The 12620-nt window shown below is 42.3% G+C and carries 13 protein-coding genes and 1 riboswitch; of the genes, 5 read left to right on the plus strand and 8 right to left on the minus strand.

Features of this window, described 5'->3' with window-relative positions:
* Positions 1 to 124 precede the first annotated feature (124 nt).
* Entirely contained in the window at positions 125 to 769 is a 645-nt protein-coding gene (locus C6W18_RS03900; RefSeq protein ID WP_105926069.1) for a protein kinase family protein, read from the plus strand.
* A gap of 35 nt (positions 770 to 804) precedes the next feature.
* Here the strand turns inward: C6W18_RS03900 and C6W18_RS03905 are convergent, their stop codons facing one another.
* Positions 805 to 987 carry a hypothetical protein gene (locus C6W18_RS03905; RefSeq protein WP_078061691.1) on the minus strand — a complete coding sequence of 61 codons (183 nt, stop codon included), beginning with the start codon at positions 985 to 987 and terminating at the stop codon, positions 805 to 807.
* 191 nt (positions 988 to 1178) lie between these two features.
* Between C6W18_RS03905 and C6W18_RS19935 the strand changes: the two genes are divergently transcribed.
* Positions 1179 to 1328: a hypothetical protein gene (locus tag C6W18_RS19935; RefSeq protein WP_167331432.1), complete on the plus strand. Its 150-nt coding sequence runs from the start codon at positions 1179 to 1181 to the stop codon at positions 1326 to 1328.
* 33 nt (positions 1329 to 1361) lie between these two features.
* Here the strand turns inward: C6W18_RS19935 and thiC are convergent, their stop codons facing one another.
* The gene (gene thiC, locus C6W18_RS03910) at positions 1362 to 3122 is read right to left on the minus strand and encodes a phosphomethylpyrimidine synthase ThiC (protein ID WP_105926071.1); all 1761 of its coding nucleotides are present in this window, start codon (positions 3120 to 3122) and stop codon (positions 1362 to 1364) included.
* A gap of 126 nt (positions 3123 to 3248) precedes the next feature.
* A riboswitch (TPP riboswitch) is annotated at positions 3249 to 3358 on the minus strand.
* A gap of 239 nt (positions 3359 to 3597) precedes the next feature.
* On the opposite strand from thiC, the gene C6W18_RS03915 reads away from it, so the two are divergent.
* Positions 3598 to 4230, plus strand: a complete 633-nt coding sequence (locus C6W18_RS03915) for a LysE family transporter (RefSeq protein WP_105926074.1) — start codon at positions 3598 to 3600, stop codon at positions 4228 to 4230.
* 49 nt (positions 4231 to 4279) lie between these two features.
* Here the strand turns inward: C6W18_RS03915 and C6W18_RS03920 are convergent, their stop codons facing one another.
* From C6W18_RS03920 to nadB, 5 genes are all read right to left on the minus strand, one after another.
* Entirely contained in the window at positions 4280 to 4897 is a 618-nt protein-coding gene (locus tag C6W18_RS03920) for a YhcN/YlaJ family sporulation lipoprotein (protein ID WP_034321290.1), read from the minus strand.
* A 134-nt stretch (positions 4898 to 5031) separates the two neighbouring features.
* Positions 5032 to 6273 (minus strand): SafA/ExsA family spore coat assembly protein, encoded by a 1242-nt coding sequence (safA, locus tag C6W18_RS03925; protein ID WP_105926076.1) that lies wholly within the window; start codon positions 6271 to 6273, stop codon positions 5032 to 5034.
* A 131-nt stretch (positions 6274 to 6404) separates the two neighbouring features.
* A complete protein-coding gene (gene nadA, locus C6W18_RS03930; RefSeq protein WP_105926078.1) occupies positions 6405 to 7514 on the minus strand; it encodes a quinolinate synthase NadA in 1110 nt (369 codons plus the stop codon).
* On the minus strand, positions 7501 to 8364 hold the full coding sequence (gene nadC / locus C6W18_RS03935) for a carboxylating nicotinate-nucleotide diphosphorylase (RefSeq protein WP_105926080.1): 864 nt from the start codon (positions 8362 to 8364) through the stop codon (positions 7501 to 7503). The genes nadA and nadC overlap by 14 nt, the downstream gene beginning before the upstream one ends.
* Positions 8346 to 9917 carry an L-aspartate oxidase gene (nadB, locus tag C6W18_RS03940; protein WP_105926082.1) on the minus strand — a complete coding sequence of 524 codons (1572 nt, stop codon included), beginning with the start codon at positions 9915 to 9917 and terminating at the stop codon, positions 8346 to 8348. Before nadB ends, nadC begins: the two co-directional genes overlap by 19 nt.
* 97 nt (positions 9918 to 10014) lie before the next feature.
* Between nadB and C6W18_RS03945 the strand changes: the two genes are divergently transcribed.
* Together C6W18_RS03945 and C6W18_RS03950 are read left to right on the plus strand one after the other, a co-directional pair.
* Positions 10015 to 11157: an IscS subfamily cysteine desulfurase gene (locus C6W18_RS03945; protein ID WP_189318023.1), complete on the plus strand. Its 1143-nt coding sequence runs from the start codon at positions 10015 to 10017 to the stop codon at positions 11155 to 11157.
* Positions 11158 to 11160: 3 nt separating this feature from the next.
* Complete coding sequence (locus C6W18_RS03950) at positions 11161 to 11703, plus strand: transcription repressor NadR (RefSeq protein ID WP_034321279.1); 543 nt, start codon at positions 11161 to 11163, stop codon at positions 11701 to 11703.
* A gap of 24 nt (positions 11704 to 11727) precedes the next feature.
* Here the strand turns inward: C6W18_RS03950 and pheA are convergent, their stop codons facing one another.
* A complete protein-coding gene (pheA, locus tag C6W18_RS03955) occupies positions 11728 to 12606 on the minus strand; it encodes a prephenate dehydratase (protein ID WP_105926086.1) in 879 nt (292 codons plus the stop codon).
* Between the last annotated feature and the right edge of the window lie 14 nt (positions 12607 to 12620).

The following is a 12620-nucleotide window of genomic DNA, read 5'->3' on the forward strand; positions in this document are numbered from 1 at the left end:
CTTTCATTGTATCCTTCATTCGTAAATGTTATGTTTTATACAATCCATTGCTTTATCGAATGAAACGGTTTTTTCATCATTCGTTTTTCAGCCGCATAAACTGAAACCAAAGAAGGTGAAGTCAATGTCAGATGTCAAAAGATTAGCCGAATCGATTCAGTATCATGAAGAAAAACGTTTTAATAAGCTCGCCTTAAAACCGGCAGAGCTTGAGCTGTGCGGCAAAGGAAGAAGTGCTTATGTATTTTCATATAAAAAAGACGGCAAGAAAATGGCGTTAAAAGTCTTTTTTCCCTCTTATCAACACATTGCCCGCAAAGAGGCAGCAATATATGAAAAACTTTCCGGTTCGTCTTACTACCCTGAGATTTATGAGTCTGGGGATCAGTATATTTTAATGGAATATATAAAAGGTCACACATTCTATGAATGCCTGACAAAGGGGATTCCGATCAAGAAACAAATGATTGAACAAGTAGATGAGGCGCTAGAAGAAGCACGTGATAAAGGGTTAAACCCTTCAGATATCCATCTGCGCAACCTGATCTTAACAAAGGAAGGGCTCGTGAAGGTAATCGACGTTGCCCGCTTCACCCAAACGAAAACATGTCATCAATGGGATGATTTAAAAGCTGCTTATGTCTATTACCAAAAACCTTTTTTCCCTAAAAAAGCGCCGCGTCTGTGGCTTGAAGTGATTGCCTATTTGTATAAAAAGAACTGGTTCTCCCGCGGCCAGCTTAACAACCGAAATGATTTCTCTGCATAATGAAAGCCGCTCTCCTTCCGAGCGGCTTTTCTGTTTTATTCTGTTTCTACATGGATACTATTGACATTTAATAGGTTAATGATTTCATTATTCAGCTTAAACCATTGATTGGATTCCTCAATTTTTTTATACACATCGTAGGTAGCTGGACGTTTTAGCTCGAAATCAAGCACTTCCCCATTGTTCATATGAAATGTTACCTTGAATACTTTCATCATAAGATCACCTTCCACTCTTTCTTGTTCGCTAACTGGTAAGGTCAGCTCTTTTCATTCATTCTCTATTCAACTCGTTTCCCCTCCTTCTTTCCTTCCAAACGCAAGAAGTTTAAATTTTGTTTAAATTCACACAACATCTCTATCTCTCTAATCTGTAAAGAAGTATATTGTTTAGAAAGGAGGCTGTCTTCATGAAACAGAAAAAGAAACGAACATCTCCAGAGAGACAAACTGTCTTGTTTCATTTAACAGATGCCCTGATTCCGAGTATGGAAATCATGGCGATTGCAGTAAGAGCATTTTTCCATCTCGTGAGAAAAGCCTTTTCAGCCGTTTTATAAAAACCCCGCACAAGAGAAGTGCGAGGTTCTTTTTTAGGACTGATAGATTTGACTTCCTTGGCTGACAAACTCTTTTGCCTTCTTCTCCATCTCTTTTTCCACTTCTTCTGATTGATTGCGGATATCATGAGAAATTTTCATACTGCAAAACTTCGGTCCACACATGGAGCAAAAGTGAGCGGTCTTTGCACCTTCAGCTGGCAATGTTTCATCGTGGAACGCCAAAGCTCTTTCTGGATCAAGTGACAGGTGGAATTGATCCCGCCATCTAAATTCAAATCTCGCTTTCGATAATGCATCATCGCGCTTTTGAGCAGCAGGATGTCCTTTTGCGAGATCAGCTGCATGTGCGGCAATTTTATAAGCGATGACGCCTTCTCTCACATCTTCTTTATTTGGCAGACCTAAATGCTCTTTTGGTGTCACATAACACAGCATGGCTGTTCCATACCAGCCGATCATGGCAGCGCCGATAGCGGATGTAATGTGATCATATCCCGGGGCAATATCAGTTGTAAGAGGTCCTAACGTGTAAAATGGTGCCTCTTTGCAAATCTCCATCTGCTTATCGACATTTTCTTTGATTTTATCCATCGGGACATGTCCAGGTCCTTCAATCATCACCTGTACATCATGTTTCCAGGCGATCTCTGTCAATTCGCCTAACGTTTTCAGTTCTGCAAACTGCGCCTCATCATTTGCATCAGCGATCGAACCTGGTCTGAGTCCATCTCCAAGAGAAAAGGCAATATCATAGGTTTTCATAATTTCACAAATATCTTCGAAATGGGTATAAAGAAAGTTTTCTTGATGATGAGCGAGACACCATCTTGCCATAATCGCTCCGCCTCTTGACACAATTCCCGTTACTCGATCGACTGTAAGCGGAATATACCTTAATAGCACGCCCGCATGAATCGTGAAGTAGTCTACACCTTGTTCAGCTTGTTCAATTAATGTGTCTCGGTACACTTCCCACGTCAAATCTTCTGCCACTCCATTCACTTTTTCAAGTGCCTGATAAATGGGAACGGTTCCTACTGGGACTGGGCAATTTCGAATGATCCATTCTCTCGTTGTATGAATGTCCTTTCCAGTGGACAGGTCCATCATTGTGTCTGCCCCCCACCTGATCGCCCACGTCATCTTCTCTACCTCTTCATCGATGGATGACGTCACAGCTGAATTGCCAATATTCGCATTGATTTTGACGTGAAAATGCTTTCCAATAATCATCGGCTCACTTTCTGGATGGTTAATATTCGCTGGGATGACTGCTCTTCCGCTGGCTACTTCCTCTCTAACAAACTCAGGGCTTAGCTGTTCTCTCAAAGCGATAAATTCCATTTCAGGTGTGATGATGCCTTTTTTTGCATAATGCATTTGTGTCACACAGGCGCCATGTTTCGCGCGAAGCGGCACATGATGAAAATCAGTATGAACATGATGAAAGGGCTCTTTCCCCTTTGAACGATACCCGTTATCTTCCGGTTTCACATGACGCCCTTCGTAGCTTTCTGTATCTTCTCTTTCTTTAATCCACGCCGCTCTAAGACGATTTAAACCCTTTGTAACATCAATATGGGCATTCTCATCTGTGTACGGTCCACTTGTATCGTACACACGGATCGGGTCATTTTGAATGTCTCCCGCCTGTGTCACAGTATTTGAGAGCATAATTTCCCTTTTTGGCACCAAGATGTCAGGTCTTGAGCCCTGCTCATACACCTTTCGACTTCCGTCAAAGCTTGATAGTAAAGATTGAGTTGATGGGACATTTTTATTTTCTTTCATTTGCTGTTCTCTCCTTCTCTTTTTGTCATCGGACAGGATGGAATCAGCACCAGCAAAAAACCAGGCTCTATGTTGAGAACCTGGTTTCGTCGTCAGAAAAAAACATGAATGTCATTCTTATGACACATGTATCATCTTCAACTTCCCCACGCTGGTACGAGCCAGATCAGGTCCAAAGGGTTAAGAAGCTTAAGCTTCTCTCTCAGCCCACTTAGCGGGCACCCCTAGTCACTCTTATTGATTTCCACATCAGTTTATCATAGAGGCGATATGAAAAAAAGAAGATTCAGGAAAATAGTTCCTTTCCCCTACAAGCTACACCGATGAGCAGGATATGCAAACTTCTATACAACAGCTCTACCCTTTAATTCGATCAAATCAGAAATAATCATTGATCCTTTTATCCTATTATGTATAATTAATCTAAACGGAGAATTTTTATACAAACTATTTGTTCAAAGGAAGTTCTAGTCGATTGCAAACATTTCTAACATTTATCGTCGTAGGATTCTCAATTGCTCTACCTGTTGGAGCGATCACGGTTGAAATGACAAAGCAGGGGTTAAAAAACGGCTTCTTTCATGGCTTAACAGTTGGAGCCGGCGGCATGACAATAGATATCTTGCTCATCTTGGCTTTATATGCAGGATTCGCACAGTTTTTATCATTGCCGTTTGTCCAAATTCCGCTTTGGCTGATCGGGGCCGTATTCTTAATGATTCTTGCATACGATTCCATTAAAAATGCGAACCAAGACATCCATTTAGCAGGAGAAAAAGTCAACAAATCATTCGCAAAAACATACCGAAACGGCTTGCTTGTGGCAGTATCTCCTGGAAACCTTGTGTTCTGGGTATCGGTGTTTGGTGCTGTACTGGCAGATGCTTATACTAAAACAGATTCATCTGAATTTATGTTGGCTGCCAGCGGTATTTTGGCAGGGATTCTTCTTCATGACCTCGGTCTTCTCACAATTGTATCTTTGACAAGAAAAGTGATGAATCGGACAATGATAAAGTGGACATCCATTATTGCTGGTATTTTATTACTTGGATTTGGCTGTTATTTCTTTTACGAATTTTATATAGGCATCAAGGTATATTTTTAAGAAAAGGCTAGAGTTCGTAATGAACTTTAGCCTTTTTTATTTTATTCAACTATCGGGTCATGCCTGTTTGGCCTGTTTCAAATTGCGTTTTTCTCATATCTCTGAAGCGTGTGAATGCTCCTTCGTCTTTGATGACTTGGACAGCTCTTCCATCTGCATAACGAGTCGCTGCTTCTTCTATTTGTGTTACGCCTTCTGCCGTCAGGCGTCCATCTGATTTAATCGCAATATACACATTTTCATCAGTGACCATCACTTGTGAGTCTGCTACGTGGTTCATTTTATTCACACGGTTCGCAATTTTTCGTGAACGCTGTACGTTCTCTTGTTTATCGTAGCCAGAGAACGACATTTGGTTATGATAATTCATATCTCCATGACTATAGCGTCCATCTCCGCCAGTAAGCGGCATTCTCACTTGATCCTCCGTAGGACGTGAACGATAATCAACATTCGTTGTATTTCCGTTCATCCCTTCCATAAGCTCAGAAATTGGGCCTTGGTGATCTTGGTTGTTGTCTGTCGCCCGTTGATTCGAATGATAACCAACCGGCTGGCCTGATTGATTGTGACGAGTATCTACACCCGCGTTGTCATTTGTACCACATGCAGTTAAACCAATAGGAAGAAGCACTAATGCGATTGTTTTTTGCCATTTTTGTCTCAAACGAAAAACCCCCTGTACAAATTCAATCTCATGAGCGCGAAAACAGGCTCTGTTTTAGCATGTACAGTTCAGGGAAAAATCAAGCTGTCAGTTATAAACAAAAAAAGGAACGATTGAGATCGTCCCTTCCGTCGTTAATCTTCTTCGTCTTCTTCTGGTCTTGCAAAAACCGATTGACTTGGATATTGCTGCATGTATGGCTGAGCGGGATAACCACCCATTTGACCATACGGAACAGGATTTGGATAATGTCCAGGCCATGGCTGATGATGATGCTTCATGCCATCATCACATCCGCAGTCTTCCTTGCCATATGCTTCATTTGAGGCGTTTGGATAAAAGCCTTGATTAGCATTTGCGTTTGCGTTTGCATTTGCATTTGCATTTGGATGCATGTGGTGGTGCCAGTGATGTCCATCGTTTGCATGATGCTCATAATTTTCCCCATAGTAAGCTGGCGCTTGATAGGCTGGATAATATGGCTGAGCAGGGTAAGGATACGGCATCATATGGTGGTGATAATACGGCTGGACCGGATAACAAAGACCTGATCCTGGTAAAATAGGTGAAGCCGGTACCATTTGCTGCGGATATGGATACATCGCAGGCATGTAATGACCATGACCATAATAAGGATCATATGATTCATGATGATGGTGATGATGCTCTTTATTTTCAGCCATTCCTCCTACTGCTGCTCCTCCAACATTCGGCATTTGTGGGAAGTTAGGAAGGTTTGGGTAATTGCTATGCTCCATCTCTTTTCCCTCCTCTTTTTGATGCGGAATATGAATAAATGGATCATATCCCTTTGCCACTTCATCTTTGTGATGATCCTTATTTTCATAATGAAGATGGTCCTTATGATCTTTATGGTCCTTATTTTCATGATGAAAATGATCCTTGTGATCTTTATGGTCTTTCTTCTCATGAACATGATCTTTCTTTTCATGAAAGTGATCTTTTTTCTCATGATGTTCTTTTTGAGGAGGAGGCGTAAATGGCTGGTAGAGATTGGTCTGATAATAGTTCACATCAACTTGTGGAAAAACTGGCTGCTCGATCTTTGGCACTGGCGGTACATAAGGGACCGGTTCATTTGGCTTTTCCTTCGGTTTCGTATCTTGCACTTGCACGACGTCCTTTGGCTTTTCTTTCACATACGGATGTTCTTTAGGTTTTGGCATTTCTTTCACTTTTTGATGATCTGTTTTCACAGGAACACCACTAGATGGAATCTTGATCTTCATACCCGGCATGATCAAATCTGGATTACTGAGCTGTGAATTTAGTTTTTTCAATTCTTGAAAGTCGACTCCGTATTTCTTTGAAATTTTCCAAAGGGAGTCTCCTTTTTGCACAATATGAATTTTCAACGTTTTCCCCTCCTATGCAAAACGTGAACGTAGCGGTTATGTCAGAAGTACAATATGTTTCAACATAAATTTATGCCTATTTACAAGCCAATATGATAAAAACTTGTTTTCTGATAGGAGGGGCTGATTCATTATTTAATGGTGAGCATTTTATTTAATGCAAGCAAAGCCTCTTTTGTAATCTCTTCATTGACCTGAATCAAACCGACTGGCTCACCCTTTTCAATGCTTTCAAGTGACCACAACAAATGAGGCAGATCAATACGGTTCATTGTCAAACATGGACACATATCTGGGTTAAGGGATTCAATTTGTTTATCCGGGTGCTGATCTATGATGCGTTTAACTAAATTCATCTCTGTTCCGATCGCCCACTTGCTTCCTGCTGGTGCCTGCTTGATCGTATCAATAATAAATTTCGTTGAACCAGCTAGATCAGAAGCTCTTACCACCTCATGTGTGCACTCTGGATGCACAAGGATTTGAATGTCACGATCTCTTTTTCTCGTTTGTTCAATATTCTGAACGGTAAACTTCTCATGTACAGAACAATGCCCTTTCCATAAAATCATTTTGATGCGATTGAGCGGTTGATCGGTGATGAGCTTTTCTTCTACTTGATCCCAGACAGCCATTTCTTCTAGCGGGATACCTAAATCAAAGGCTGTATTACGCCCTAAATGCTGATCAGGGAGAAACAAAATCCGCTCTTTTTGTGTAAGCGCCCACTCCAGTACTTTCTTAGCGTTTGAAGATGTGACGGTCGCCCCGCCATGCTTGCCGACAAATGCTTTAATATCAGCTGTTGAGTTGACATAAGTGAGCGGGAGTATCGTATCTCCAAATAGAGCAGTGAGCTGTTCCCAGGCTCTGTCCGTTTGTTTCATGTTCGCCATATCTGCCATTGAACAGCCTGCTCTCATATCTGGCAACAGGACGTGTTGATTCTTTTTTGACAGCATATCTGCCGTTTCTGCCATGAAGTGAACACCGCAGAACACAATGTATTCTGCCTCCTGATTGTCAGCTGCTATTTGCGCTAGCTGCAATGAATCACCTGTTGCATCTGCAAATTGGATGACCTCATCTTTTTGATAATGATGGCCTGGTATAAAAAGCTTTGATCCAAAAGCTCGTTTAATGTCTAAAACACGCTGCTTCATCTCTTCATAAGAGCGGTGTTTATATTCATCTGGCATCATGGCCGAATGTTGATTCGCTAGAACATCAAGCATGGACATGAGTCGTTCCCCCTTTATAGCTGAATTCCATATTCATACTAAAATCAAATGATGGAGCGGAATGTGTCAGAAAACCAAGTGAAATGAGATCGACACCTGTCCCCCGGTAGCTTGGTAATGTCTCTAACGTGATGCCTCCTGATGCCTCTGTCAGGATCGTCTCTGGTGTCATTTGTTTAAAACGTTTCACTTCATCCGGAGAGCAGTTGTCAAACATGATGACATCCGCTTTTGCTTCAATGGCTTCCATGAGCTGTGCTTCTGATTCAATTTCCACTTCAATTTTCACCATATGACCGGCGTATGCTCTTGCTTTTTCTACCGCTTCACGGATAGAACCACATGCGGCAATATGGTTATCTTTAATCATCACACCATCCGATAAGCCGAAACGATGATTCTTTCCGCCTCCTACTTTCACTGCATATTTCTCTAACATGCGCAAGCCAGGTGTCGTTTTTCTCGTATCACAGATCATAATAGACGGATCAGCTAATCGTTGTACTGCTTCATGTGTTAGGGTGGCGATTCCTGTCATGCGCTGTAATATATTCAGAATGACCCGTTCTCCTTTTAGCAAGTCGTTAACTGGGCCTCTTATTTGAGCCATTACAGCGCCTGAATGAATCCAATCGCCCTCTTTGAAAAACAGCTCAGTTTGAATCTGTTCATTCAGCAGGCCATACCCCATTTCAACGATTCGTGATCCTGCCAATACGCCCGATTGTTTTGCGATGATGTAAGCTGTTCCTTTCTTGTCTTCAAAAATGGCATCAGCTGATACGTCTCCAAAGCCAATATCTTCTTTTAAAAAATGAGTAAGCATTTGTTTTAACTGTAAACGTTCCATTCGGCACCGATCCTTTCATTTTTCATGATGTGAATGTGGCCCTTTTCATGTACAATCTGTTTTCCTCGCCACAAAGCATCATTCCGCTTTAGATAATCCATTCGATAATGGCCGCCCCTGCTTTCTGTACGGAGTAATGCAGACTTAACAAGGCAAATCGCTAATGCCCATTGATTGCTTAATTCAATCTGTTCATTTGTGATATCCTTCACATTGATTTGCTGAAAAGAGACTTGTTCTAATTCATCGAGCAAGGTCTGCAAGCCTTTTTTATCTCTGACAATTGCGGCATATGCTGTCATCTTTTTTCTAATCTGAGCCTCTGAAATAGTTGGGACAGCCCATACTTCTTTTATAGAAAGAGATGGGATTGTTTTTTGCAGTTTTGGCAATTGCTCAATACGCCTAGCCGCTTTTCTTCCTAAAACGAGACCTTCCAGAAGAGAATTACTCGCCAATCGATTGGCGCCGTGTAGCCCTGTACAAGCTGCTTCACCGATGGCAAAAAGCGATTGAACGCTCGTTTCTCCATGTTCATTGACCTTGATTCCGCCCATTAAAAAATGCATACCAGGAGAAACTGGCAATCGGCCGCTTGCCATATCGACTCCAGCTCGCTGACACATCGCATCAATCGCTGGAAAACGAACAGAAAAATGCGGAATATCATGGATGTTGAGATACAGATGATGACCTAATTGCTGCTCATGAAAAATAGCTCTAGCGACCACATCTCTAGGAGCTAAATCGGCCTGTGGATGAATCCCTTTCATGATCCGCCTGCCTGTTTCATCTTCTAAATATGCTCCCTCTCCTCGCACTGCCTCTGAAACAAGACCGACTGCTTTTCCAGCGATCGTCAAAAGAGTCGGATGAAATTGAACAAATTCGAGATCCACTAATTGTGCTCCAGCTCGATGGGCCATCATCAGCCCGTCTCCTGTTACAGAAGGATCATTTGTGTTTGTCTCATATAGGGATCCGCAGCCCCCAGTGGATAAAACAACTGCATCTGCGGTCATGGTATGTACGTGTCCTTTCTCGTCTTTCCACACAATACCGACACATTTCCCTTCATGAACTAATAGATCAATGACATGATGATATTCGTATAGATGAATATGTGAGCCAAGCTGACTTTTTAAAAACTGCACGAGGGTTTTACCTGTTTGATCTCCTCCTGCATGCAAAATGCGATTAGAGGTGTGAGCTCCCTCTTTACCTAACTGCGGCATTCCCGCTTCATTCCGATCAAATGGACAGCCTTCTGCTACGAGCTGCTCTACAAGGTGTTTTCCAAGACCCACTATCTCCTGTACGGTCTTGTCATCATTATGATCACAGCCGGCAGCTAGCGTGTCTTGCACATGCTGAGCAACTGAATCATGTGCTGAAAAGGCCGCAGCGATTCCCCCTTGTGCAAGCATGGAATTACTAGAGGAAAATTGTTTTTTTGTCATCATGATGACTTGGCAGTTTTCTGATATGGTTTTTGCAAAGGAAAGCGCTGCTATGCCTGATCCCACCACAATGACTTTTTTGATTGATGACACAATCGCCCCTCCTGTCATTTACACCTGTCTTGACACATATCATTACACAACACTACAATAAATACAAGAAAAAATTTTCATACAGGAGATGGATGGTTTGGTCTATTTAGATTACGCAGCTTCTACACCCGTTTCTGAGGAAGCTCTACATGTATTCCAACAGCTGAGCAAAGATTGCTACGGGAATGCAAGCAGCCTTCATGATGCAGGGGGAAGAGCTAATGACATATTGACTTATAGCAGACAATCACTCGCTACGATTCTTGAGGGCGAACCAGACGGCATCTACTTTACAAGTGGCGGAACTGAATCCAATATCCTTGCGATTCAATCGATCATGAATGGGCTGCCCGCACATAAACAGCATGTCATCACCACATCAGTTGAACATCCTTCCGTTCATCACGCGCTCGATGCCTTGCACCGTCTTGGTGTGAAGGTCACAATCATTGAACCGAATCAAAACGGGATCATCACAGAGGATATTCTTAAAAAAGCTTTATTGCCTGAAACAGGATTAGTGTCCATTCAGCACGCAAACTCAGAAACAGGTATTATCCAGCCATTGGCTCAATTAGCACCTCTTTTAAAAGAAAGACAAATTCTTTTTCATACAGATGCCGTGCAAACATTCGGAAAGATTCGTGTGTCTATCAAGGAGCTTGGGGTCGATGCCATGTCCATCTCCAGTCATAAAGTGTATGCACCTAAGGGCGCTGGCGCTGTCTATATGGGCGCGCATGTCCCTTGGAGGCCTTTATATACAGGTGCAGTGCAGGAAAACGGCTTACGTCCAGGAACTGTGAACGTTCCGTGCATCGGTGCTTTTGTTGCGGTGAGTGAACAAATGCTGCTTAAGCTAGATGAGCAGCATCAACTGGATGAGCAGCTTCGTGATTATTTTCTTCAGCAGATAAAAAAACGTCAGCTGCCTGTCCGTACGCTTCAGGACAATGACAAGCGCCGCATGCTGCCTCATATTATTGGTTGTTTTTTTGAAGGGTTTGAAGGACAATATGTAATGTTAGCATGTAACCGGCATGGGATTTGTATATCGACTGGAAGTGCATGTGCATCTGGTTATCATCATCCTTCCCCTGCTGTGAAGGCATTGCATGTATCAGATCGTGATGCCCTTCAGTTCATTCGAATATCATTTGGACGACTATCATCAAAAGATGACATCGATCAGCTTTTGCATACATTTGAGAACTTGCAAAAGGAGAAGAAAGGAGCATAAGACGTGGTTGAAGAGAGGAAACTCATTGGCGAAGACAGAAGAAATGCCATATTACAGTGGCTGAAAGAAACAGATACACCGCTCACTGGAAGCTTTTTAGCTAAAAAGGCCGCTGTATCACGACAAGTTATTGTACAAGATATATCATTATTAAAAGCAAAAAACGAACCCATTATCGCCACAAGCCAAGGCTATGTGTATATGGCGCCGCTGCATGCGCCAGAAACGGAAATTGAACAAATTATCGCCTGCAAGCATGATCCTCTTCGTACAGAAGAGGAACTGACACTGATTGTAGATTTTGGTGTGACGGTGAAAGACGTGATCATAGAACACCCAGTGTACGGAGAGCTGACTGCCTCTATTCGCGTCAGCACACGTAAACAAGTAGCTGACTTCGTTCATCACATTTCTAATACGGGCGCCTCCTACTTGTCAGAGCTAACAGATGGCGTACACTTACATACACTCACTTCCTACAGCCAAAAGCAGCTTGACCAAGCCATTCAAGCGCTAGATGACGCTGGATTTCTGATAACAGACTAAAAAAATAGTGTCCTACACAGGACACTATTTTTCATTCGTTAATTCATATGTTTGGTAGCTGCCGAGCAGTTTGACCTCACAGCCAATCGCTTCTAATTCTTGAATCGCACCAGGGACAAGCACATCATCCATTTCTTTTTCGATATCAATGATAAATAAATAATGTCCAAGACCTGTTTTTGTCGGACGAGATTCAATTTTTGACAAGTTAAGATTTCGCCAAGAAAAAGCAGATAGTACGCGATGTAATGCGCCTGATTGATCATCCTTTGGCAGACTGACAACAATGGTCGTTTTTGGCTTTGAAGAAAAACCAGAATTCATTGGGAACGATGCCTTAGGATCTTTATGTAAAATAACAAAGCGTGTGTGATTGTGCGGATAATCATGAATGTCTTTTTTTACAATCGTCAATCCGTACGTTTTTGCAGCAATCTCATTGGCAATCGCACCAACAGCTTCATCTGGATGCTCACTGATGTATTTCGCTGCATAGCCTGTTGATTCCACTGGCCGGTGCGGAATATCGGGGTAATGCTTTTTTAGAAATTGATGACACTGGGCAATCGCATGCGGATGTGACTGAATCACATCTAATGTTTCCCAACTCTCCGCTCTTGATGGATGGACAAGCAAATGCTGCCGAATCGGCGCTGTCATTTCACCAACAATGGATAGTGCTTCTTCATGAATTAAATAATCAATCGTTAAGTTCACAGATCCTTCGAGTGCATTTTCAAGTGGAACGACCGCCAAATCTACTTCGCCCTTGGAAACAGCATCCATACATTGCGGAATCGTTGCATAGGCCCGCTGCACTGCATCTTTTGGAAAGCAAGAGCATACGGCCAAATGAGTAAATGTTGCCTCTGGTCCAAAATAACCTACAGTTAATTGCTTCATCTGCTATGATCTCT

The sequence above is a fragment of the Bacillus sp. LLTC93 genome (assembly GCF_002993125.1).
Taxonomy (GTDB): Bacteria; Bacillota; Bacilli; order Bacillales; family Bacillaceae; genus Bacillus; species Bacillus zhangzhouensis.

Coding starts and splice junctions, on each gene's coding strand:
- C6W18_RS03900 (WP_105926069.1), top strand. CDS start 125: ATGTCAGATGTCAAAAGATTAGCCGAATCGATTCAGTATCATGAAGAA.
- C6W18_RS03905 (WP_078061691.1), bottom strand. CDS start 987: ATGATGAAAGTATTCAAGGTAACATTTCATATGAACAATGGGGAAGTG.
- C6W18_RS19935 (WP_167331432.1), top strand. CDS start 1,179: ATGAAACAGAAAAAGAAACGAACATCTCCAGAGAGACAAACTGTCTTG.
- thiC (WP_105926071.1), bottom strand. CDS start 3,122: ATGAAAGAAAATAAAAATGTCCCATCAACTCAATCTTTACTATCAAGC.
- nadA (WP_105926078.1), bottom strand. CDS start 7,514: ATGTCCATGCTTGATGTTCTAGCGAATCAACATTCGGCCATGATGCCA.
- nadC (WP_105926080.1), bottom strand. CDS start 8,364: ATGGAACGTTTACAGTTAAAACAAATGCTTACTCATTTTTTAAAAGAA.
- pheA (WP_105926086.1), bottom strand. CDS start 12,606: ATGAAGCAATTAACTGTAGGTTATTTTGGACCAGAGGCAACATTTACT.